At 24.2% G+C, this 25,688-nt stretch carries 20 protein-coding genes; 7 read left to right on the forward strand and 13 right to left on the reverse strand.

The annotated features are described in order from the left end of the window. Positions 1-85 precede the first annotated feature (85 nt). Positions 86-3,313, forward strand: a complete 3,228-nt coding sequence (locus T388_RS0103260) for a DEAD/DEAH box helicase (RefSeq protein WP_027120868.1) — start codon at positions 86-88, stop codon at positions 3,311-3,313. Between the two features lie 76 nt (positions 3,314-3,389). Here the strand turns inward: T388_RS0103260 and T388_RS0103265 are convergent, their stop codons facing one another. Together T388_RS0103265 and T388_RS0103270 are read right to left on the reverse strand one after the other, a co-directional pair. Then, positions 3,390-4,124 carry a YgjP-like metallopeptidase domain-containing protein gene (locus tag T388_RS0103265; RefSeq protein WP_027120869.1) on the reverse strand — a complete coding sequence of 245 codons (735 nt, stop codon included), beginning with the start codon at positions 4,122-4,124 and terminating at the stop codon, positions 3,390-3,392. Further along, positions 4,114-4,803, reverse strand: a complete 690-nt coding sequence (locus T388_RS0103270; RefSeq protein WP_036456964.1) for a nuclease-related domain-containing protein — start codon at positions 4,801-4,803, stop codon at positions 4,114-4,116. Before T388_RS0103270 ends, T388_RS0103265 begins: the two co-directional genes overlap by 11 nt. Positions 4,804-4,863: 60 nt before the next feature. On the opposite strand from T388_RS0103270, the gene T388_RS0103275 reads away from it, so the two are divergent. Further along, positions 4,864-5,472 carry an FMN-dependent NADH-azoreductase gene (locus T388_RS0103275; protein WP_027120871.1) on the forward strand — a complete coding sequence of 203 codons (609 nt, stop codon included), beginning with the start codon at positions 4,864-4,866 and terminating at the stop codon, positions 5,470-5,472. 40 nt (positions 5,473-5,512) lie between these two features. Here T388_RS0103275 and T388_RS0103280 read toward each other — a convergent pair whose 3' ends face one another. From T388_RS0103280 to T388_RS0103290, 3 genes are read right to left on the reverse strand one after another with little or no spacing between them, the layout of a single operon-like run. After that, positions 5,513-6,019, reverse strand: coding sequence for a hypothetical protein (locus T388_RS0103280; RefSeq protein WP_027120872.1), 507 nt, complete (start codon positions 6,017-6,019; stop codon positions 5,513-5,515). Beyond that, on the reverse strand, positions 5,997-6,446 hold the full coding sequence (locus tag T388_RS0103285) for a transcription antitermination factor NusB (protein ID WP_027120873.1): 450 nt from the start codon (positions 6,444-6,446) through the stop codon (positions 5,997-5,999). Before T388_RS0103285 ends, T388_RS0103280 begins: the two co-directional genes overlap by 23 nt. Before the next feature lie 55 nt (positions 6,447-6,501). After that, a complete protein-coding gene (locus T388_RS0103290) occupies positions 6,502-7,404 on the reverse strand; it encodes an ECF transporter S component (RefSeq protein ID WP_036456967.1) in 903 nt (300 codons plus the stop codon). A gap of 64 nt (positions 7,405-7,468) precedes the next feature. On the opposite strand from T388_RS0103290, the gene T388_RS0103295 reads away from it, so the two are divergent. Further along, positions 7,469-9,025: a phospho-sugar mutase gene (locus tag T388_RS0103295; RefSeq protein ID WP_245598354.1), complete on the forward strand. Its 1,557-nt coding sequence runs from the start codon at positions 7,469-7,471 to the stop codon at positions 9,023-9,025. Between the two features lie 15 nt (positions 9,026-9,040). Here T388_RS0103295 and T388_RS0103300 read toward each other — a convergent pair whose 3' ends face one another. After that, positions 9,041-11,728 (reverse strand): cation-translocating P-type ATPase, encoded by a 2,688-nt coding sequence (locus T388_RS0103300; protein WP_027120876.1) that lies wholly within the window; start codon positions 11,726-11,728, stop codon positions 9,041-9,043. Between the two features lie 237 nt (positions 11,729-11,965). On the opposite strand from T388_RS0103300, the gene rpmF reads away from it, so the two are divergent. The 4 genes from rpmF to eno all read left to right on the forward strand — a co-directional run bounded on the left by rpmF (position 11,966) and on the right by eno (position 16,496). Then, a complete protein-coding gene (gene rpmF, locus T388_RS0103305) occupies positions 11,966-12,166 on the forward strand; it encodes a 50S ribosomal protein L32 (protein ID WP_027120877.1) in 201 nt (66 codons plus the stop codon). Positions 12,167-12,258: 92 nt separating this feature from the next. Next, positions 12,259-13,857, forward strand: a complete 1,599-nt coding sequence (locus T388_RS0103310; protein WP_027120878.1) for a hypothetical protein — start codon at positions 12,259-12,261, stop codon at positions 13,855-13,857. Beyond that, positions 13,847-14,977: a tRNA uracil 4-sulfurtransferase ThiI gene (gene thiI, locus T388_RS0103315; protein WP_027120879.1), complete on the forward strand. Its 1,131-nt coding sequence runs from the start codon at positions 13,847-13,849 to the stop codon at positions 14,975-14,977. Before T388_RS0103310 ends, thiI begins: the two co-directional genes overlap by 11 nt. A 160-nt stretch (positions 14,978-15,137) precedes the next feature. After that, positions 15,138-16,496 carry a phosphopyruvate hydratase gene (gene eno / locus T388_RS0103320; protein ID WP_027120880.1) on the forward strand — a complete coding sequence of 453 codons (1,359 nt, stop codon included), beginning with the start codon at positions 15,138-15,140 and terminating at the stop codon, positions 16,494-16,496. Positions 16,497-16,546: 50 nt separating this feature from the next. On the opposite strand, the gene T388_RS0103325 is transcribed toward eno, so the two are convergent. The 7 genes from T388_RS0103325 to T388_RS0103360 all read right to left on the reverse strand — a co-directional run bounded on the left by T388_RS0103325 (position 16,547) and on the right by T388_RS0103360 (position 25,667). After that, positions 16,547-18,355, reverse strand: a complete 1,809-nt coding sequence (locus T388_RS0103325) for a transglutaminase domain-containing protein (RefSeq protein ID WP_027120881.1) — start codon at positions 18,353-18,355, stop codon at positions 16,547-16,549. Positions 18,356-18,438: 83 nt separating this feature from the next. Further along, a complete protein-coding gene (locus tag T388_RS0103330) occupies positions 18,439-19,722 on the reverse strand; it encodes a CNNM domain-containing protein (RefSeq protein WP_027120882.1) in 1,284 nt (427 codons plus the stop codon). 24 nt (positions 19,723-19,746) lie between these two features. Further along, the gene (gene dnaB / locus T388_RS0103335; RefSeq protein WP_027120883.1) at positions 19,747-21,192 is read right to left on the reverse strand and encodes a replicative DNA helicase; all 1,446 of its coding nucleotides are present in this window, start codon (positions 21,190-21,192) and stop codon (positions 19,747-19,749) included. After that, positions 21,182-21,637, reverse strand: coding sequence for a 50S ribosomal protein L9 (rplI, locus tag T388_RS0103340; protein WP_027120884.1), 456 nt, complete (start codon positions 21,635-21,637; stop codon positions 21,182-21,184). Before rplI ends, dnaB begins: the two co-directional genes overlap by 11 nt. Next, positions 21,618-23,594 carry a GGDEF domain-containing protein gene (locus tag T388_RS0103345; RefSeq protein ID WP_027120885.1) on the reverse strand — a complete coding sequence of 659 codons (1,977 nt, stop codon included), beginning with the start codon at positions 23,592-23,594 and terminating at the stop codon, positions 21,618-21,620. Before T388_RS0103345 ends, rplI begins: the two co-directional genes overlap by 20 nt. Before the next feature lie 395 nt (positions 23,595-23,989). Beyond that, positions 23,990-24,826, reverse strand: coding sequence for a deoxyribonuclease IV (locus T388_RS0103355; protein ID WP_027120887.1), 837 nt, complete (start codon positions 24,824-24,826; stop codon positions 23,990-23,992). Beyond that, a complete protein-coding gene (locus T388_RS0103360) occupies positions 24,819-25,667 on the reverse strand; it encodes an HAD-IIB family hydrolase (RefSeq protein ID WP_027120888.1) in 849 nt (282 codons plus the stop codon). The genes T388_RS0103355 and T388_RS0103360 overlap by 8 nt, the downstream gene beginning before the upstream one ends. Positions 25,668-25,688: the final 21 nt, after the last annotated feature.

The raw sequence follows: 25,688 nt of genomic DNA on the forward strand, positions 1-25,688 counted from the left end.
TTATATAATGATACTAATTAATATAATATAAGAATTAACATATATATTGATATATGTATATTCATAATAGAGATCAAGGAGTAATATGAAACAAATTTTTGCTTTAGATAAAAATGAAATTGAAAAAGTTGATATCAAAAAAATAATAGATTCAAAATATAAAAGATTAGTTAATAATTTATTGGATATAAAAAGTAGAGGAGATAATGCGACTTTTTATAAAACATCAAATATTTGTTGTGATTTAAGAAAAATAATAAATTTAAAAAAGAATAAAGAAATATTTACAGATGTAAAATTTGAAATTCCAATTAAAAAATCGTACGAAACGAGTAGTTTAAATGCTTTAAAAAATATTAATAGTGTTGATGGCTTTATTGAGTGAGCCAAAGAAAACAATACATCAATAACTGCTAAAATGAGTGAAAATCTTGCTAAAGATAATGAAAAATGATTAAATATTTATAAAAGAAAAATATTAAATAACAATAAAGACTTTATAAAAACTTGAAAAACAAATAGTAAGATAATTGAAGAAATATATTCACAAACAAATATTTGACCTCTTTATATTGGTACTTATTTTTTAAAATATAGAAAAGATGATGTTTACTTTTATGCACCATATATTTTAAAAGCAGTGAAAATAGTTGTAAATCATAATTCAGTATATTTAGAAACATTGGACGAAAATATTATAGTTAATGAAAAAATTCAATATTTAATTGATCAACATAGTTCTTATAAATTGCCAATTTTGGTAGATGGAGAAAATGTAACTATTCAGCAAGCCGTTGAACAATTGAATTTACAAACAAAAGAAATTCTTAATAATGAATCTAGTGATTTTGTTTATGATCCATTTCAAGAATTGACTAAAAAGAATTTTGAAAACACTTCACAATTAGAGTTGCTGCCAGGTACTGTTTTGGTGCAAGCTAATTTTGGTGGAACTAAACTTCGTGAAACAATGATTAAATTAATTGCAAATGACAAGATGGAATCATTAATTAATATCGACGATTTACATAATTATGAAAAAGATGCTTATGAGAAAACAATAGATGGTTACACAATTGCAAGAGCAACACCATCAGATTTTAGTCAAGAAAAAGCTATAATTGGTACCCTTTCTAATTCATCAATTATTATTGGTCCACCAGGAACAGGTAAAAGCCAAACTATTGCAAATATTTTGATAAATATTGCTAAAAATAATAAAAAAGCATTATTTATTTCACAAAAAAAAGTAGCTTTAGACGTAGTTTTAAAACGTCTTGGAAAATATCAAAATATGTTATTTCAATTTTCAGAAGGAAATAAAATTAACAAAACTGAAAAAGAATATTTTTATAAGCCAGTTATTGAATATTTTACTGAAATTAATAATGTTTTTAAATTGAACAAATTAGAAAAATTTAATTCAACATTCTTTAGTAAGGATGAATTTAGCTATTTTAATGCAAAAAACGAAATAGGTGAAATTTTTAATAAAGATTTAATTGCCTATACAAATATTAAAAATGCTGGTAATTTAGATGCTAATATTAACCATATTATTAATTTTTATCAATTATTTAATAAGTTTTATAGTAAAAATGACTTCTTAAGAATTTATAAATATTTTGATAAAATGTCAAAAAGTAATCTTGCAAAAAGATTGGAACATATTTATAAAGAACGTTTAAATGATTCACCTTATTCAATGTCATTTTCACAAAGTTATAAACTAGCAAAACAATTAATGAAATATCATAAAAAATATTTATCAATTTATGCAATTGAGGATTTAGTTCAATTATCTAATTTTATTCGTTTAAATTCATTTATTCAATTTGACAAAAAAGAAAAAGAATACAATAGATTTCTAGATAGAAGAAATTTAGATAATACAACCCCTGAATTATTAGAAGCTATATATCAAAACAATGCATATTCAAGTAAATTAAAATTAGATAACTATAGATCGAAAAGTGAATCACATAGACAAAAACTAAATGAATTTTTTGGAAGATTAGAAAGAAGGGTTACCCCACCTTATATTATCACCTCTTTGTTTGATGACATTATAAAAAGTGTCTATAATATTTTTGTTGGTACTCCTGAAATTTTAGGTAATTTTATTGATTTTGATAATGATCATTTTGATTATGTAATTTTTGATGAAGCGAGCCAAATTTTTATTGAAAAAGCAATTCCTTTTATTTCCATTTCAGACAAAGTAGTTGTTGCTGGTGATGATCAACAAATGCAGCCATCTAATTGATTTAGTACTAGAGATAATAATGAAGATGAATTTACAGAAGAAGAAATTACTTCTTTATTAGATTGAGCAATACATAATCATTTGCCGAAATATTTATTAGAAATGAATTATCGTTCAAATTCTAGTGAATTAGTATTATTTTCAAGCAAGGAATTTTATCAATCAGGTCTTAAAGGTTTAGATAGCTATGTTAAAAAAGGAAAAACAAGTGTTGATGTTATAGATGTTAATGGTGAATGAATTGATAATAAAAATGAGGCAGAATGTGCAAAACTTATAAACGTTTGTGAAAAAAATCTTAAAAAATACAATTCAATTATTTTATTGGCATTTAATAGAAAACAACAAGATTTTATTAGAGAACAAATTTCACTTATTTCTCCTAAAATTTTTGAGGCATTAGAAGATAAAGTAATTTTAAGGAATATTGAAAATATTCAAGGTGATGAAGCTGAATTAGTTATTGCATCAGTAGGTTATACTTCTGCTACAGCCTTACATTCAACATATATTGGTTCAAAAAAAGGTAGAAATGCATTAAACGTTGCTATAACAAGAGCAAAAGATAAAATGATTGTTATTAAAAGTATTTATGCAACTGACATTGATGCCAAAAATGATAATTTACTAACTTTTAAAAGATGATTAACGTATATTCAAATGAGTGTAGATAAACAAAAATCATATACAAAAAATGTTATTAATAGTTACAATGAAAATAAAAATGCAAATTCTCAATTTGTTTACGATTTAACTAGTTGAATTAATGAGCAAAATTTTGGAAAAGAAATTAAAATTCAATTAGACTATTGTATAGGTTCATATAACATTGATATGGCATTATTAGATAATAAAAATAATTTTATTGTTGGTTTATCATTAGATACAACCGCTGATAGATTTGAGATTCAGGACTTAATCGATCATAGAATCAAAAACGATTTCATGACAGTTAAGGGTTATCCAATTTATAGAGTATCAAGTTTTAGATTTAATGAACACAAGGCTTCACTCACGAAATTTATTCAAACTCTTATCAATAAATAAAATTTTCAAATTTTAAATAAAAAAAGTTTACGAAATTTAACGTAGACTTTTTTATATTTTGTTTTTATATAGTTTATTAATTCGCTTTTAGTAAAACCTTAATATTATTTAAAGCATTTTGAAATTTGGAAAAATTTCTATAATAATAATCGCCTTGTTCATAAAATAGTTTTGTATGTTTTTTATAAATATGGTGCAACAATTCATGGGTAATTACGCTATTTATTAATTCTTTTTCTAATGCAATTAATTTTACGTTATATCTAATTCACATTGATTTATTTTTAGAAAATTTATGCTCGCCTCAATAATTTAAAACATTAACAATTTTTATATTACTTGTATTTTGAACATTCATTTGGTTAGACATTTTGGTTTGAAAATTTCTAATGTAATTTTCTAATATTCTTGATAAAACATTTAAAAAAATTTTTTTTCTTAATTTTTCATCATTTTGGTATTTTATACTACATGAGATTATTAATTCATTTTCATCTTCTGAAAAATAAAATTGATTTATGTTTCTATATAAATAATTTCATTTTAATCATACTTTTTTTCCAAAAATACTTATTCAATGATTTTCTGGTTTAAATGATAAAATAATAATATTTTTGTTCAATTGCTTTTTTAATAATTTGTCTAAATCATATTTTTCATATTCTTCCATCGAAATGTGATTACAATGTTTAATAATAAAATGGTCTCCATTGTATTCAATTTTAATATTTTTAGAAGAATTAATATCTGTATAGACTTCATATACTTTATTATCCAAATAGTAATTTTTAAGGAATTTTTTATTTGTCATTGATATCCTTTTTTATTATTTTTCCGAAACGTTTAATATCTTTATATGAAGATGTTCTAGATGCATTTGTAATGTCTATTATTGCTCTAACTATTTCATTAGATATAGGAAGGTCATCTTTCATGTCCTCATCAATTTCTTTTAAGGTTTGTTCAATATTGTCTTCATTGACAACAACCGATCAAGATTCTAGAGCTTCCAATTCTTGTGAGGTTTGTGAAGGTAGAATAACTAATGAAAAAATAGGAAAACTCATTCTACACATTTTGTAAAAATGTTGTATATGTTTAAAATTTTGAATTAGCGGATTTCTAAATTTTTTTCTTTTTTTGTTATTTATAAGAGTGATTTCTGTATCGAGAGCATTTCCTTTCAATGTTCCAATATAATATTTGGTTTCAATAATAAAAATAGCTTTTTCACTAATTAAAATACCGTCAATTTCGAATCATTGAGTTTCAGAGTACTTAAATAACCCGCCATTTAAATATTTATAGTTATTTGTCTTAACTATATTTAACATTTTATTTTTAATTTTATTTTCAAATTTGAATCCAATACTATTTTTATTTTTTTCCTTTTTTACCTTTAAAATTGTATAAGCAAACAAAAAAGTCAATATTGTAAATGTAAATATTGTGCCTATGCTTATTCCTATTGCCATTTCTTTTGTAATCATATTTATTAATTATATGATTTTTGTATAATTTTAATATGAAATTAATAAAGGAGTAAAAATATGAAATACAAACCACTAAAAGTATTATGCTTAAATACTTCTGTAAATCAAAAATCTTTGACAGACTATATCAGCATGGAACTTATTAAAAAAATAAATGATAAAAATAAAAATAACGAAATTACTTTCTTAGATTTAAACAATTCTCCATTTGCTGAAAATCAATTAACAAGTTTAAATAGAGATGAATTTTTTGTCAATGTAGAATCTGACATATGAATTGATAAATTAAAAAATATTGATTTATTAGTTTTAAATGCACCTATGTATAATTTTAGTTATTCATCAACATTAAAAAGTTTTATTGATTCTATATGTGTTGCTAATAAAACTTTTACATACAAATATTCTGGCAAAGGACAATCGAAAGGCTTTTTAGAAAATCTTAACGTAATTATTATTGGTTCACAAGGAGCACCTAAAGGATGGTATCCATTTGGAGACCATATTAAATTACTAGAAGGTACATTTAATTTTTTAGGTGCTAAAAATATTCAATCACTTCTAATAGATGGAACAAAATATGAATCAGATAAATTTTCTAATTTTGAAGATGTTTCCAAAAAATATGAAATAGAGCTTGAAAAAATAATTGAATTATTATATTAAAATAACCAAAAAGTCTTTAAAAAAGGCAATTTGGTTATTTTTAATTATAAGAAGTTGTAAGTAAAAAGGGACATGATTTAAATATTTTTCTTAATTTAATATTAAAATTTTGTCTTTTTTTAAATTCATCTAAAAAAGAACTAAAATAATTTCTTTTTGTTATATCAACTTCATAAATTATTTCTTCTTTGTATGGATTATAAACGCTAAATTGTTTGGAACCTAACCTTAACATGTAATATTTATTTATGGCTAATCAATAATATGATCAAAAATTTCTTAACATTTTTTCATCATCGCTTGTTATTTTAGAAAAAATACTTATTATTTTATTTACAAAATCATCCATATTTTTATTTTTATCATCTATTAAATAGTTATTTATTAAATTTAAAAAATCAGTGTTAATTTTAAAATTAAATATCTGAATAATTTTTTCGATGGAAAACTTTGTTTGTCTAAAACAAAAAACTTTTTTGTAGTTTTTATACAAGCCATTATTTTTTAAATAATTTTTAGAATATTTAATTAATTGTTTTTTTGTCATGGTCATTATTTTTTTCTTCTCTTAATTTTGCTTCTTGCACTACTAAATATTTATAAATATTTTGTAAAATAGCATTGATTCATTTATAGTAATTTTTTTCATCCTCGAAGTAATATTTGGTTATTTCTACCGCTTCATTTATAACAATTCTAGGTTCAATTAAAAATAGTTCATGTACAGCGTAAATTAAAATAGCTCTTAATAATGGAGAAATTCTTTCCCATTTTCAATCAGCATTTAAAAAGGAACTTATTATTTTTTTATAAAATGAATAGTTCTTTTTGAGTTTTTCTATTTCTAAAAATTGTTCATTTGTGAGATCTTGATTTTCTTGAAACACTTCATTTATATTTATTTCTTTATCAAATAATTCATATTTATAAATAACACCAATATTTCCAAGTCTAAATTTTCTTCTTGATAACATAATATGAATTTTATAACAAAAATAATTATTTTTTATTAATATAAAAAAAATCTCATTAATATGAGATTGAATTATTTGAATCAATATATTTTTCTTTTAAAAAATGGGTGATGTTAAATATAGGGGTTAAAATAAGAGTATATACCGGAATTGTAATTACACTTTTAATAATAATAGGTATAGTTATCAAAACATAATCAGTGCCTAATGTTTTAAATTTAGTTGTTCCTTTAGTCTTATTGAAATGATTATATCAAGAAATGTAAGCAATTGGTCCTAATGTTCATCTATAAATAATAACAATAAAAATAATTAAACTAAATACTAGTAAATAATTCATTATTTTTTCTTTTTTAGTAACTTTATAAGAAATATAAAGAGTAATAAAAGCCAAAATTATTAAGGAAGCAAAAGCGATAATCATTCACAATAAAAACGATTTAGGCAAGGTTTTTGATTTAGAAATATTAAAAGTTCCATCTTCATTTACATGCATAAAATAAGTAACTAAAATAATAATTAAGGATGATAATAAAATTGCTATTGAAAAAATCAATCTAAAACTTTTTACGTTTTTAAAAATGAAAAAATAAATAGAACTTGTAATTGCAATTAACGGAGGTATTATTGCATATAATCAAAATCACGTTCCAATATAACCTGTAATTAATAAAACAAGCGTATCTCCTAGAATTGCAAAAAACGAACCTTTAAATGGTCCAAATATTAAGCCATAAAAAATGTAAAAGACAAATTCGATTTCCAAAGGAACTATTTTAAGAATTGTTAATTTTGCAATTATCATAAGAATGATTTGCATTCCTAACAGAATTCCCCCAAGTGAAATATCAAAAATTTTTACTTTAATAGAATTTTTAAAGTATTTTTTAATTTTCTGATTAAAAGGTTCGGTTTCGTTTTCATTTTTTGTTTCTTTGTCTGTATCTAAAATTTTCATTAACTAATTATATAATTTATTAATCAAATTGCGTTTCAAAAAATAAAAGTATATAATATGGGCTATGCAAGATATGAAAATTAAAAAATTGGAATTTGGTACCGCGGGCATTCGTGGTAAATTAGGTAAAAATGAAGATCATTTAAACTATGCACATGTGCAAAGAGTAGCGCATGGATTTTCTAATTATTTGTTAAATAAATATCCTAATCAGGAAATTAAAATAGCTATTGGGCGTGATAATAGAAGAATGTCATATAGTTTTGCAATTTGTTGTGCAATGATATTGAATAACTATGGGATAAAAGTTTTTTTTAGTAAAGATATTACTCCCACACCTTTTGTAAGTTATGCAATATTAAAAAATAAAATGCAAGGAGGGATTAATATAACTGCTAGTCATAATCCCGCAGAATACAATGGTATTAAGTTATACAATGAAATGGGTAGTCAATGCTTGCCAAAAGAAATTGACGAAATGACTAGTTTTTTCGAATCATATGAAAAATATGATGAAAATTTTAATATTCAAAAACTTACTAAAAAAACATTCAAAAATATTAATTTTTTTAGTAAAAAAATGAAGGATTCTTATATTGATGAAATTTGCAATATTGCAAATGATATTGATACAGACAATATTAAATTGGCATATTCTCCTTTGCATGGAACAGGAAGTAAATTTGCTCCCCAAATATTCGAAAAGTTAGGATTAGGCGAAAACGTTTATTTTGTAAAAAAACAAATGAAAATTGACAGGAACTTTACACATTGTAGTTATCCTAATCCAGAAAAACAAGATGCCTATATAATGCTTGAAAAATTAGCTAGAAAAAATAATTGTGATTTATTTTTAGTTACTGATCCAGATAGCGATAGAGTTGGTTTGGGCATTAAGCATAACGATAAATATGTTTTATTAAATGGTAATGAAACAGCAACATTGATTGCAAATTTTGTTATTAATGTTTTAAATAAGGATTCAATGAATATCAATAACACCAAATATATGGTGCATTCATATGTTTCATCTAATATGCCTGCTATAATAGCCAAGGAAAAAAATATAGATTCTTATGTTGTTCCAACTGGATTTAAATGAATTGGAATGATAATTAATGAACAAAGTAAACAAAATAGAGAGTGTATTTATGCCTTTGAAGAAAGTTATGGTTCTCTAAATAAGGAATTTGTTTCTCGTGATAAAGATGCGTTGCAATCTGTAGTAATTTTGCCTAGAATGGTTTCATATTATAAAAAACAAGGCAAAACTCTTGTTGATGTTTTAAATGATATTTATGAAAAATATGGTTACATTGTTAGCGGTAATATTGAAATTGAAATAGAGGCAGGAATTAATTTAGAAGATTTACAAAATAGATTTAAAAATTTAAATTTTGAAAATCAAATTATTGTTGATTACAATAAAAAAGATAATTTTCTTAAATCTAATATGATAAAAATTGAATTTACAGATGATAATTCTTGATTGGCTTTAAGACCTTCAGGAACAGAACCTAAAATTAAATATTATATTTTTGCATTTGGAAAAACTCAAACAGCAGCACAAGAAAAATTTGATTTTTTTAAAACAAAAATTATTGGTTCAAATAAAAATTAGGCTTTATTGTTTAGCCTAATTTTTATTTTTTCGTCTAATTAAATTTATAAGTTTATAAATTTCATTGTATGCAATTAATCCAAAGGAAATTGGTATTGACATAGCTATTAAATTTACGTTATTATAATAATTAGTTGACATTCTAAACATTTTTGCTAATTGTGGAATGAAAACAATTATTAGAGTTGCAACCAATGAAAAACTTGCTGATAATCAAACAAGTCAATATTTTTTAAAACTTGCGGTAAATATTGATTTTTCACTCATCAAATTAATCGAATTTATAGAAGCGGCAACACCAAGGGTTACAAATGCAGTAGTAGAAGCTACCGAAGCTACATCTAAATTATTTTGTATAGCATATTCAGCACCTAATACATAGCTAATCAAAGATAACAATGAAAGAATACATGATTGAATTATTAAATTCATTCCCATACCTCTTGCAAATATGCTTTCTTTCTTTTCAAATGGTTTTCGATTCATAACATTTTTGTTACTATCAACAAATCCTAATGCTATGGCTGGTAAACCATGTGTTAATAAATTGATTCATAATAATTGGCTTGCAGCAAAGATATAAAAACCATTTATATAATATTTCTTATATGCAAAAAAGAATGCAATCATTCCAATTAACATAATTAACACTTCTGATAGTGAACTAATTAGTAAATTTAAAATAACTGTTTTTATTTTGTCATATATTAAGCGTCCATTTTTAACGGAATTAACAATAGTATTAAAATTATCATCAACCAAAATTAAATCTGCAGCTTGTTTTGATACATCGGTTCCTGTTATTCCCATTGCGCAACCTATGTCACTTGCTTTAAGTGCTGGTGCATCATTAACACCATCTCCAGTCATGGCAACAACCTTTTCATGTGCTTGCCATGCTTTTATAATTCTTAATTTATCTTCAGGATTAACACGAGCATAAACTGATATTGAACTAACTTTATTTTTAAGTTCTTCATCACTCATTTTTTTAAGTTCTTCACCATTTATACATAAATCCCCATTTTGATATATATCAAGTTTGCTAGCTATTGCCTTAGCTGTAACGATATGATCTCCTGTAATCATCACAGTTTTAATTCCTGCAAGTTTAGCTTCAGCAATGCTTTGAGCAACATTTGCTCTCGGAGGGTCAATCATTGCAACTAAACCAATTAGTTCTAGATCATTTTCATCTTTAAAATCTAATGTTTCAATTGCATGATTTTTTTTAGCAATAGCTAAAACACGATACGATTTTTTAGCTCATTCTTCATTTATTTTTTTGATTTCTTGTTTATCAATATTTATACATTTTTCAATAATCACATCAGGAGCACCTTTTGTTATTATTTCATAGTTATTTTCAACTTTGATAAGAACACTTGACATTTTTCTATTACTATCAAATGGTAATGAAGTTAAGATAGGATATTTATTTATTAGATTTTCTTTTGTGAGATTGAATGAATAAGATCACCTTAAAATTCCAGTTTCGGTAGGATCACCCACTTCTTTAAATTCATTTTGTTTTTTATTATAAGTTATAAATCCATCATTGCATAGTGTGAAATATTTTGCTAATTCTAAAAACGAGTTCTCATTTTGTTTATTTATAAAAGTTTGCTTAGAGCAAATATAAGAATCAACAACTCGCATTTTATTTTCAGTTAATGTTCCTGTTTTATCGGTACATATTATTGAAGCAGAACCGAGTGTTTCAACTGCAAGTAAATTTTTAACTAACCCATTTTGTTTACTAAGTTTTTTCACTCCAATGAATAAAATAACTGTTGTAAAAGTGATTAAACCCTCAGGAATTGCTGCTACTGCTAAACTTATACCTGTCACTAAACTCTCGGTATAAATATCAGGATTATTTCATATTCCTGTAGATATATTATTCATAAGAATTTGCATTATAAAACTTATAAATAATAAAATTATTCCTGAATAACCAAATCATTTTCCCAATTTATTTAATTTGAATTGTAATGGCGTTATATTTTTATTTTCATTTTGAATCATTGAATTGATAATTCCAATTTGAGTATTAGACCCTGTTTTTTCTACTAAACAAATTGCTCTACCATTAGTGACATATGTACCAGAATAAACCATATGTGAGTTATTGGCTAATATTTTGTCAACTTTTTTGTCGAAGTCCTCTTTCTTTTTAACAGGTATACTTTCTCCTGTTAAGGAAGATTCAATAACTTCTAAATTATTGGATTCGATTATTTTGCAATCAGCATTAATTGTATCGCCTGATGCTAAAATGATAATATCTCCTGGAACTATTAAATTAGCTGGCACAATTTCTACTTTATTATCTCTAATTACAGTTGTATTTACTTGATTAATTTTTTCTAAAGCCCTCACAGCTTGATCGCTTTTTATTTCTTGATATGCACCTAACATACTATTTAAAATAATTACAATCATTATAATTCCTGGTTCAACATAAGATACAATAAGTTCTTTCAAAGAATTATTATTTTGTAAATGTTCATAAATTGCTAACGACAAACTAATTAATGCTGCAATTATTAATAGAATTACCATTGGATCCATAAATTGTTTTAAAAATGCAATGAAAGGATTTAGTTTCTTCTTTTTAAGTAGTGTATTTTCTCCATATTGATTTAATTTTTGTAGGACTTCTTCTTTTTTTAAACCTTTTTTTAATTTTTCGTTATTCATGTGTTTCCTTTTATACTTTAAAAAGTATATAAATTTATTATTTCATTTAATTAATAGATAAAAATAATTTTAAACTAAATATTTAATTATTTTAGGTATTTTAAAAACAAACTTCGAAAATTAGTTGTTGTAAATTAAAAAAATACTTTCTTATTTTATTTTTTAATCTATAATAGAAATACATTTTAATAAATAGTAAAGTTTGATAAATTTTTAACTTTAAATGAAGGAGGAATTGTGGCTATAGTTCCAAAGCGTAAAACATCTAAACAACGTAAACATAAAAGACGTACTCATGATGCGTTGCCTGTACAAAATTTAATTGCATGTAAAAACTGTACACAATTAATTCAACAACACCGTGTATGTGAATTTTGTGGTTTTTATAAAGGCAAAAAAGTTGAAGGTTACAAGAGTTTAAATTTACGTAATTCATAATAATCCAGTAGTTGAATTTATTTAATTCAACTTTTTTATTACCTATTATTTTTTAATAAGTAATATAAAAATTATTTATAATACATAACATTATGAAAGAATTAATAATTACACTATCATTTTTTCTTTGTTTGATTTCTTTTTCTAGTTTAGTTGCTATAGTTTTTTTAGTGTCTAGAAAAAGAATTTATTTAAAACATGAACAAACCATTGAAAAATGAATAAAAAGAATTTCTGCAGAAGATAATGATATTGAAGCTTCATTAACTAGATTTTATACAATGTCCAAAAAAAGAACTGAGTATAAAAATGACTTGATTGAACTAGAGAAAATAAATGAAAAAATTAAATGTTTAGAAAAAGATATTAGAATTCATTTAATTGAATGGAAAAAGTATTTAGAAAAATTTAAGCTCTTTTTATGTAAGAAAAAATATAAAATAGCATTACCAATATATGAAAAAATTTGTATTTTGTATGAAAAATTTAATTCTATATCGAATAAATTAAATAAACATTGAAACACAATCGATACAGTTTCAACAAATTCTTTTAATAAAATTCGAGAATTAAAAAAATATTTAAATATTAAAAAAAGTAAATTAATATATTCATACGATTACTTAATTAAAGAACTTAATGAATTGGAAAACATAACTCAAGAATTAGAAGAAGAAAAAATGACTAATTCAATTTCTAATGTTTCTGTTTCATTAAATGAACATGAAAAAAGAATTAATATCTTTATTTCTAAAATAGAATATTTAATAAATTTAGAATGAGCTATCTTTTATGATTTGCCTTTAAAACTTCAACAAATGAAGACAACTTCTCATAATTTAAAAGTTAATAATTTAAGGGAAGAATTGAATATTTTAAAACAAGAATGATTAAACATTCCATATAAAACAGTGCTTAAAAAGGTTAAAAAAATTTACTTTGATGTGTTTTTAATAGAAAATTCTTTATTTGAGTTAAATAAGTTTGATAGTTTTGTAAAAAACTCATTTGTTGATATTAAAAATATGTTAGAAAATCTAAGAACATTTTTAATGAAAAATCATTTTATTTTTAGTGCAAAAAATAAATTTTCAGAATTTACAAAAATATTTGACCAAATAATTTTAAATTTCAATAGTATTTTTCAAAATTATGAAAGTAAAGAATTTGATCAAGAAGAGCATTTAGAATTACAAGTTTTTTTTAAACAAATAATAGATTTAGTAGAGCAAATAAATGATTTAGTTACAAATATTAATTATGAAGAAACACAAAAACAATGAAAACTTTATTATTTAGAAATTACAAAATTGTGATATTTAAATTTAATGAAAAATAGAAATCTTTTAGAAGAAAGCAATGAAAATAATAATAAATTTGATATTTTAATTAAAAATTATTCGTTATTAGTTACTCAAAATGCTTTTGATGAATATATCTATTTTAAAGATGAATTATGAAAAAAATGACATTCTATTTTAATTGAATTAACAAAAAAAATTTTAACTGCTTTAGCATATAAAAATATGACAGAAATTTTGATTAATAAATTAATTAATCATAGACAAAATAATTTAGAATTAAATAATGTTTTACAAGGAATAAATATGAAAATGATTGCTAAAGATTATCAAAAAGCTTATGAAATATTAAGTGGTCATTTAAAAAAAGGAAAAAAATATGTACTCTAAAATTTTATTAAGATACGGTGAATTAACTTTAAAAGGAAAAAATAGAAATACTTTTATTAATTTACTAGCAAAAAATATAACTAAAATTGTGAATGAAAAACCATTTGTTGAATATGACAGAATGTATCTTTCATATAGCGAAGATAATATGAAAAAATTAACAAATGTTTTTGGATTAACTTCATTTTCACCTGTTATTGTGTGTGATAATAATTTGGAATCTATAAAAAATCTAGCATTAAAGTCATTAAAAAAAGAGACAAAAACTTTTAAAATTGCAACTAGACGAAGTAATAAAAATTTTAAATATAATTCTCAAGAAATGAATAATTTAATTGGTTCGTTCATATTGAAAAATAGTTCAGTAAAAGTAGATGTTCACAACCCTGATCAAATAATTAATGTTGAAATAAGAGCAAAAGAAACTTACGTTTTTAGTGATAATATTAGACTATATGGTGGTTTGCCTGTAGGTGTATCTGGCTCTACGTTACATTTAATGAGTGGTGGTATAGATTCTCCAGTGGCTGCTTTTGAATTAATGAAAAGAGGATTAAATGTTTCATTTTTATCTTTTGTTACACCTCCGCAAACCGATGAAACAACAATAAGTAAATTGAAGCGCTTAATTCAAAAATTATCTAATTTTCAGACTAAAACTATTTGATATTTAGCTGATTATTCCAATTTAATGAATTACATATCATTGATTTCTAATGAAGCATATAAAATCACTATTATGAGACGAAGTTTTTATCGAATTGCTTGTAAAATAGCGGCTAAAAGAAAAATACCAGCTATTTCTAATGGGGAAAACATTGGACAAGTTGCATCACAAACATTAGAATCACTTGAAGTTATTTCCAAAGAAGCTGATAGATTAATTTTCAGACCCGTTTTAACAAATGATAAAATCGATACTATAAATTTAGCTAAACAAATTGGAACCTATGAAATTTCTATAGAAAAAGCAAATGAAACTTGTGAGTTGTTTGCACCAAAAGAACCTGTTACAAAACCAAAACTTGAGGAAGTTTTAAAATTAGAACAAGAACTTGATATGCTAGATGAATTAGAAAATGAATTAATTCAAAATAAAATTCAAATCATTAAATTTTAATTACAAAAATGTAACATTATATAGATTTAAAATCTATATTTTTTTATCAAATATGAAATTATTATCATTAATATAAAAAAATAATTATCAAAGGTCTAAAAATAGATTTTTTCAATGTGTTATAATTTTAAATATATTTAAAATGTTACAAGGAGAAAAAATGTCATTTATTTATGAAATTAAAGCACGTGAAATTTTAGATTCACGTGGAAACCCAACAGTGCAAGTTGAAGTATTTACTGAAACTGGTGCACATGGAATTGCAAATGTACCTTCAGGCGCAAGTACAGGAAGTAAAGAAGCTCTTGAATTAAGAGATCAAAAAACAAAATATGAAAAAAATTGATTTGGTGGCAGAGGTGTTATGACTGCTGTGGACCATGTTAATGAAGATATTGCGCCAGAATTAATTGGTTATGATATTTTTGATCAACGTGGAATTGATCAAAAAATGATTGAAATGGATGGAACTGATACAAAAAGTAAATTTGGTGCTAATGCTATTTTAGGTGTTTCATTAGCTGTTGCTCGTGCTGCTGCAGATGAATTAGGAATGCCTTTATATAGATACATAGGCGGTACAAATGCTCATACATTACCAGTACCTATGTTAAATGTTATGAATGGTGGAGCACACGCTTCAAATACAGTTGATTTTCAAGAATTTATGATTATGCCAGTTGGTGCTAAATCAATGAGACAAGCATTACAAATGGCTAATCACGTTTTTCACAATTTAGCTAAATTATTAAAAGCTGATGGTCATGGAACACAAGTTGGAGATGAAGGTGGATTCGCACCAAATTGTAAAAGTCATGAAGAAGTTCTTGATTACTTAGTTAAAGCTATCAAGGCCGCAGGATTTAAACCTGCAACAAGCGGTAAAGATGCTATTGCTATTGCATTAGATGCTGCAGCAAGTGAATTTTACGATGGTAAAAAATATGTTTTTAAAAAACTTAAAAAAGCTATTGAAAGTAAACAAAACGGTTTTGAACATTTAGAAAATGTTAAATTGGAATATACAACAGATGAAATTGTTGATTACTATGGAACATTAATTGAAAAATATCCAATTATTTCTATTGAAGACGGTTTAGCAGAAGACGATTGAGAAGGATTCGCTAAAATGACTGAAAAATATGGACACAAAATTCAAATTGTCGGTGATGACCTAACTGTTACAAATCCAAAATTACTTAAAAAAGCAATTAAAGAAAAATCAATGAATGCCATTTTAATTAAATTAAATCAAATTGGTTCATTAACAGAAACATTAGATACAATTGAATTAGCTCAAAAACATGGAATGGCATGTGTTGTATCACATCGTTCAGGAGAAACAGAAGACACAACAATTTCAGATGTTGCTGTTGCATTAAATACAGGACAAATCAAAACAGGTTCAATGTCTCGTACAGATAGAATTGCTAAATATAATAGATTATTAGTTATTGAAGAAGAGTTGGACGGTTCTGAAGAATTCTTAGGTGTTGACGCTTTCTATAATATTAAATAAATAAAAAATGACGAAAAAATAACCCAGAATAATTTATGGGTTATTTTTATTTATCTTGGAAATTTAACGCTGTACATATCCAATTTATTTCTTTCTTTTCAAAATTGTTGTAAATATAAATATTCTTTATCAACTGTTCTTATTTTGTTATTATTTTCATCAAATGCTAGTTGTTTTCATGTTACTAACAAATGTTTTCGAGAGTGTGGTGTAATAGATTTAGATTGTATAGATATATTATTACCTAGAATAACAGGGTCATCAAAAGTACAATCTACAAATAAATATTCATCATCTATTTTTACCATGTTTCAGGCATGAGGTTGTTCAACGCCATTAACAAGAACAGGACCTGTGATATATCATGATTCAATATTTAGAAAAGTCATAAATTTTTGAAACATTCTTGCATATCCCTCGCAAACAACTCCTTGTTGATTCTGTGGAAATGTTACAAATGTGTATGGACTTCTTATTATTTCTGATTTGGATGGATCATTCAAATCCTTATTATTTGAATAATCAATATAATCTATTATTCAATTATGAACAGATTCTATTTTTTGTCTTTTACTCATTTTTATACTTATAATATCTTTTATTTTATTTTTAACAAATTCATTTACTTGTATTTCTTCGTTTGCATTACTTGTTCTATATTTAAAACTAAAATTATAAATGTTATTATCAATTCCTGAACCAGTTCATAACTCTGTTACATCATTATAATAATTGGCCCCACCTGTAAGGTCATATATTAATTCTTGAAAATTAGATCTAACAACAATATCGTTTTCTTCATTTTCAATTACAAAAGGTTTGAAATATTTTAAATTTCTAATATGAGCTGTACCAGCGAAAAGTAAATTTTTTCTTATTTTGTAAATGTCTTCATCACTTATTCAATTAAACTTGTTTCTATTTTTTAAAAAATCTAATTTATTAAAATTAACAATATAGCTATCTGTATTATCAAATGTTAAATCAATGTCTCTTTGCACATTATCTAAATATTTTGAAATTTGATTTATGTTAAATTCAAAATATTTTTCATTCGCTAGTATTTGCTCTATATTAAAACGGCTTCCATTGAATGAGTTTATAAGAGTAATAATAATATTTTTTATATTAGCTTGTGTTAAATATTGTTTTACAAAATTTTCAAATGCATGAAGCGAAATATTATATCTTTCTCCTCTTAAATAAAAATAATCATAAACATCATTTGAAAAGTTTAATAATTGTTTTCTAATTCTATTAACCAAATTAGCAAGGTAAATAGCTTTATTTAATTGATTTTGATCTTGAATTTTTTGTCTAATATTATTTAAATTTACATTTTTATTACCTATTATTTTTAAAATATTTTCTTTCATTAAAGCTTTTTTAATTTTAGCTTTATTTAAAATTTCATTTTTATATAATGAAAAATTAATTTTTGAAACTCCTTTTTCATTTACTTCATTTATTTTGTCATCATCAGAGTCTTGAGAATCATTAGGAATTTCAATGTTTTCATCATCTACTACAACGGATTGAAATTTATTTATTGCTTTTTTTAATTCCAAAGCCAAAACAAGAAAGTCGTTGTTATTTATTACTTTATTTTTACCATTTTTAGCATTATTTATCGCACTTGTCAATTCATTTATTCTTTTTATATCAAAAGAATTATCTGTTTTTATGATATTTTCAGCTTCGTTAATCAATTCATTTAATTTTTTTTCTTCAGGAGATTTGTCCTTTTCGTTTTGTGTATTAAAAAAATTATTGAAGTTACAACCAATAGTTATAAACGGAATTGGTGTCATTGCTATTATTGAGCATAATTTAATTTTTTTTATTAGTTTTTTATTCATATTTAGACACCTCTTTTCTCTTTTATTATATTAAATAAATTTAACGTTTTTCTAGATTAATAAAATAAAATATAGCAATAAAGCTATATTAATTCTTTTTCTATTGTTGTTTCATTGTCGATAATATCAGCATTATTTCCCAATTCAACTTCGAATCTATAATATTTATTTTTACGATCAGGAACTCAAAAAGTTCTAAAAGTTATATCATCAACTTGATATTTTGTAGATTTTGTAATTTTGTGTTCAGTTCTTTTTTCTAATCATTCTCTCAATGTCATTTCTTTTTCATCTTGATTTAATTCTAATTCAATTTCAAGTTGTCTAATCATTTCTTTTATTTTTACATATCCAGAAACATGGAATAATTCTAAACTAATTTCAAATATATCTTTTATTTCTTCATCATCATATTCATCATAAATTTCTCCAACAACTTCTTCTAATATATCTTCAATTGTTAATATTCCAATTACATCACTTGACTGATTATTTTTAGTAACGAAAGCCATTTGAGCTCTTTTAAGTCTCATTTTTTCTAATGAACTTGCTAAAGTAGCGTTTGAACTGATTGATGGAACAACTTTTAAGTAATTAATGATTTTATTTTTGTTTTGTAAAAAGAATATATCTTTTAAGTGCAATATTCCTATCAATTGACCATCTTTGTCAATTGGTAACCTACTATAATTGGTATTTTTAAATACTTCAAGTGCCTCTTGCACATTTGCATCTCATTTTATTGTTGAAACATTTTTTAGTTTTATGTAATGGCGTGCAGTCTTTATACTATCAAGATCTAATGCGTTTTGTGCCATAATACTTTCATTTGTTTCTAATACACCCTCATTTTGTGCTACATCAATTAAATTTTTTACATCTTTTTCACTATTGGTTATGTAAATTTTTTTACCAATTTTACCTATTGAAAATGTTATTGGTCAAAGAAGATAATACAAAATTAACAATACATAACAAAAAGTTTGTGCAAATCATATTGGATGAGCTTTTGCTAATAATTTAGGCATAATTTCACCAAATAAAACTATAATAGGTGTCATTATTAACGTTGAAATTAAAACACTGTATGATTTTAATTCAGGAATAGATGAACTAAAAATATATGAAATTAGTGCTGAAGATGTGATATTAACTATGTTGTTAAAAATAAGTATTGTTCCTAATGTTTGATTAAAAAAACTATATTGTTTTTTAATAATTTTTGCTCCAAAGCCCTTATTTTCGACTAATGTTTCGATTTTTCCAGGATTTAGAGATGTATATGCAGTCTCGCATCCACTAAAAATTGCACTACATATTAAGAGTAAAAATAATACTATTAGAAATAAAATTGTTATCGGGTCCATTATTCTTTCCTTTCATTTAAGTTTTTACTCATATTCATTTTCACTAAAATCTTTATATGAAGAATAATCAATATCAGTAAATTTTCCATATGTCATAAAAAACCTTAAGTTATATGATCCTGTAGAGCCATTTCTATGTTTAGCAATTATTATATTAGTTGGTGTGCCAATATCTGCATAACCTTCTTGTATATAATGATTTTGCTTTTCTTCGCTATTTTTTTTCTTATTATTGTAATAACTTTCTCGATATATAAACATAACTATATCAGCATCTTGTTCAATAGCTCCACTTTCACGTAAGTCAGAAAGCATTGGTCGTTTGTCCTCTCTTTTTTCAACTTCACGCGATAGTTGGCTTAGTGCCAAAATTGGAATATTCAATTCAAGAGATAAAGTTTTAAGAGCCCTACTTATTTTTGAAACTTCTTTTTGTCTATCGTTTTCACTTCTAAATTTATTTCCTGAACTTTCAACTAGTTGTAAATAGTCAATTATTATTAAACTAAGTGGGTTTACTTTATGCAATCTGCGACATTTTCATATTAAGTTATTTAAATCTGTATTATAACTATCATCCATATATAAATTTAATTTGTCAATTTTTTTCATTTTTACTGCATTAATTTTTATGAATTCATTATCTGTTAACATTTGAGGTTTTTTAAATTTATTAGCTTCTATTTCAGTTAATGAACTATAAATACGCCCCATTAATTGAATAGGCGTCATTTCTCAACTAAAAAAAGCAACTCTTTTACCTTTATGCTGTGCAATATTTGTTGCAATGTTAAGCGCAAATGCGGTTTTACCAATACCTGGTCTAGCTGCTAAAATGATGAGTTCTCCACCATGTAAACCTTGTGTTGTATTGTCTATTTCTTTAAATCCAGTTGGTATACCACTGAATTCATTTATATTCGCATCTTTTCTTGCCTCTAGATCACTTAAATATTTATCACTAACATCTTTAGCTGTTAAAAAATCAGAACTTACTTGGCTTCTATCAATATCTAAAATAAGTTGTTGAATTTCATTTATCAATTCGCTTTCACTTATTTTGGGATTGACATTCATTTTGTTCGATACTTCTTTAATTTTTCTTTCAATTTTTCGAAGAGATGTTAGTCGAATTAACTCTTCTAAATAAATTTGAATATTTGCAGAATAACTATTAACAGTGTATAAATATGATAAAAGAGTTGCATCTATAATATTTTTTTTATTTCTTTTGGCTAAATCTAAAATCCGATCATCATTAATAGATTGATTGTTTTCAAACAATACTCTAAAAATTTTAAATAATTCACGATATTCAAAAACGGAAAAATCTTCTTCCATTAAAAACGGAATAATTTTTCCAGACAATTCGTTACTTCTTAAAATTAAACTCAATAAAGCTGATTCATATTCAACATTAGTATGTTTTGAAATATTTTCATTATACTCAGATTCACTTTTATTTGTCATTCAATGTTACCTTAACTTTCAATTTTGCAATTATATCTTTATATACTTCAACATTAATATCATGCATACCATTTGATACCAAATGAACTTTTTGTATTGCGTATTTGTCTAATTTATATCCTTTTTCTGTCATTTTTTTAATAATATCTTTTGTTGAAATGGATTTATGTGTAATTAAATTTCCATTGTTATCAATATGTGCAGTTAAATTAAACACTAATAATTCTTTTTCAATTTTATTTTTTAATTCTAACGCTTGTGAACGTTTTTCCATTTCATCATTAACTAACACACTCAATCTTTTTTCTAGATCTTTTTGGGTTTGTTTATTGTATGGAACACCAAAACCTTTAGCAATTAGAAAATTGCTTCCATATCCGTTGCTAACTTCGATAATGGTGTTAGCTTTACCATCTTTACAGTCTTTAATTAAAATTACTTTCATTTTTCACACTCACTATAGCTTGTTTAATATTGTCGATAAAAATATCTAAACTTTCATTTGATGTTGCGGCTGCAGTCCCAAAATGTCCACCACCACCAACTGATTCAGCAATAATTTGAACATTAGTATTTAAGCCTCTTGCAGATAATTTAAATGTTTTAGAGTTTTCGCTTCTAGCAACAACAAAACTTGCTTTTCTTCCACTTATTCTTAAGATTTCTTCTGCAGCTATTGATATAACATCGTTTGAAAGCGGTATATCTTTATATGCAAGGAAAAATCCGGGTTTTACTTCTTGAATATTTTCTAGAACTTGTAATACTTTTTGATAAGTATTGTCATCAATTTTTAATGATTCATTACTAATTGCAGAATTAGCACCTTTTGACTCTAATCAACTTGATACTTCAAATGTTTTTGAAGTAACGTGTTTTTGAAATTGCAATGTATCTAAATAAATTCCATTTAACAACATTTGTGCTGTTTTACGGTCAATTTTTATTGTCTTTTTCGAAAACATTAAAATTTGAGTAACTATTTCACTTGCTGATGATGCAGAAGGATCAATTATTCTATTTTCTTTATTTGCAAAATCAACTGATGAACCTAGTCTATGGTGATCGAGAATAAAAATGTTGTTACTTTTTATTTTAGATATTGCATTTGGATTATCTGTTCTTTCTGGTGATGAATTATCAACAAAGAAAACTAGTGTTGATTCATCGGATAATTTATTGGCCTGTTGAGGTTTAATAAATATATCTTCAATATCTTCAAAATATTTTTTAATAGATTTTTTTGTTGTAGCATCTTGGGTTGATGAACATATATATGCTTCTTTTTTATATGTTTCTACTAAAGATTTAATTCCCATTGCTGAACCAATTGCATCTAGATCTGCATTTGCATGCCCATAAATTATTGCCTTATTAATTCTAGAATCAGATAGTTTTTTCTCAATAATAGATGTTATATTCTTAATTCTTGTTCTATCAACACTTGGTAAGATTTCACTTGTAGAACCATAATATCTTGGTATTTCATTTTTGGAAAAAATTGCTATTTGATCTCCACCTCTACTTTGTGCTTGGAGTAAGGCTTTTTTAGATTGTTCCATTTTTTCTAACAATTCGCTTGGGCCGTAAGAAAAACCAATTGATACAGAAATTATTAAGTTATTATCTTTATTTTTTAAAACTTTATGTAATTTAGCAAACATTGAAAAATTTTTGTTTGCCATTTTCTCCATTGACTCTTTATTAGTTATTATTAAATATTTACCATTAGTGTTATATTGGCGATAAACTAAATTATATTTATCAACTAAGCTATCTAAAACTAATACAACTTCTTTGTTTACATTATAAATTTGTTCTTCTGAAAGAATTGATTGATACAATTGAAAATTGTCAATTTCCAATTCTCCTATAACAATAGATTCATTCTTATATATGTCTAGAGCTCTTTGTTCCAGAGTATTATCTCTAATGCTAATACAATTATCAGTTGCAAAAATATTAGCATTGTAACTTAATTCTTTATGTTTAAAATTAAATGATTTCAAATCGGTATCAAAATTAATACCAAATGATAGAAAAAATTTTTGCAAACTATTTCCAATTCAATTTTTTCCGAATCTATTTTTTACAAATTTACTTGTCCATAAAATTTTACCATCAGTATCATAAATTATTGCACCAATAGAATTATGACTAATTATTTCATCAATAAATCTATTAAATGAATGTTTTACTAATGATTGTTTAGCTAAAAAGTTTTTTACTATCAAACTAGAACATATTCCAATTAAAACCGATCCTGTAATAATTCCAATAAGTGAGAGAACCAAAAATACATATGTTTGGTTAACAAAATACAACACAATAGAACTAGTAAAAAATAGTATTCCCAAAATAGTTAGCATAATGTATAAAACAATTTTTTTATTCAAATTCATATTTTAATTATATATTAACATTATGTTATTTATATACATAATAAGTTTTATTATTGTTAAATTATAATAAGGTAAATTAAAATTTGAATTTAGAGAATCTAAATTAATATTTTGCTAATCAAAACAAACTTAAAAAAAGTGAATAAAAAACCAAAATGTATAAATTTTTGGTTAATTTTAATCTAATTTGTAAGATTATTATTTTTTCTATTTTTAATAATAGAGCTGTTATAGCAATTAATAATAATGTCATCGATGAGCTGAAAATTAAGAATCAAATTATATTAAACATTTTAGATTCTAAAATAGCACTCATTTCTCTATCATTTTTAGCCTTATCATTAAATTCTTGCTTTAATGCATTAAATTTTTGTTTATTAATATTTCAACTTTATTTAATTATTTTTATAGTTTAGTAATTCGTTTATTTCTTGATTATAAATGTGACCATGATCTTTATATGGTGTCTCTAAAATTATGGGTATATTATCAAAATCTTTATCATGGACAAATTTAGCTAAGGTATTTATTCCAATAAATCCCTCCCCGATATTTTCATGTCTATCTTTATGACTACCCAAATCATTTTTTGAATCATTCAAGTGTATAACTTTAATATGTTTTAATAAATCTAGTGATTTTAATTTATTTTTAAAAACATCATATTCCTTTAAATCATACCCTGCATCTCATATATGACAAGTGTCTAAACAAATCTGAAGTCTTTCATTATTAACTTGTTGTAAAATATAATGAATTTGTTCCAAATTTATACCTACTTCTGTACCTTTGCCAGACATTGTTTCAATACAAATGGTTACATCTTTAGTTTTATTAAGAACTAGGTTTAAACTTTTTATTAAACAATTTAATGAATTTTCAAGATTATATTTTGTGTACGAACCTGGATGTAAAACTAAATATTTAGCTCCAATAAAATTCATTCTTTGACATTCATCAATTAGATAATCAATAGCAAATTCATATTTTTCTAAATTTGAGGGGTTAATAATATATGGCGCATGTACTATAATATCTTTAGGTTTAATTAATTCAGAGTATTTTGTTAAATATTCTTCATACTTATATTTGTTTGTTGATATTCTTTTACTATTTTGCGGTGGTCCTAAATATATCATCATAGTATTTGCTCCATTTTCAATACTAAATTTTGCGGAATCCACTAAATAATTAGGAGCCTTAAAAGGAGTATGCGAACCAAGTTTAATCATCTTTTACCTCTTCATTTTTATTTTGTTTGTTTATATTAATAAAATATTTATATATTCCATATTTTTTGTAATTTGGAGCAATTTCGTCTGCTATTGCTTTTAAATCATTTGTTGCATTACCCATGGCAACTAATTTATTGGCATAACCTTTTACAACAGCATCAGATTGAGAATCGCCAATATGAATTGTTGTATTTAAAGGTATGTTTTTTAATTTGCAATATTCAACAATTGCTAAACCTTTATTTGCCTCCTTGGCAGTAATTTCAATAACATAATTCCCACTTGCAGAAAAACTATTTGTATATTCAGAGAATAATAATCTAAATTCTTCTAAAATTGTTTTATAGGATTTGTTACTTTTGAGTATAAAAGCAACTTTAGAAATATTATTGTGCTTTTTGATATTAAATTTATAGTCCATTTTTATGGAATAAAGTTTTTTAGAAAAAAATATTTTATTGATTACATATATTAATCAATTATGAGTGTACATATTTTCACCATTGTTGTCAAAAATAACAAACATTAATTTTCTTTTTTTAGCAAATTCGACTATTTTAAGCATTATTTCATCACTTATTAATTTACTTCAAGCTAGTTTATTATCAATAAAAATTTGGGCGCCAGATGAAGCAATCACATCTGTAAGTCGTAATTGATAAAGTGCTTGTTGAGTTCTTTGATCACTAAAACTTCTCCCTGTTGATATGATAACATTAGCAAAATTTTTTAACAACAAAATGGCGCTAGTATTCCTATCGCTAATTCTAACTTTTTTATTTTGATCAAATAGTGTTCCATCTAGATCTATAAAATATGTAAGTCTTTCTTGGTCCATAATACTTAACAATTATATTAT

Source organism: Mycoplasmopsis lipofaciens ATCC 35015 (assembly GCF_000686585.1).
GTDB classification, from domain to species: Bacteria; Bacillota_I; Bacilli_A; order Mycoplasmatales; family Metamycoplasmataceae; genus Mycoplasmopsis; species Mycoplasmopsis lipofaciens.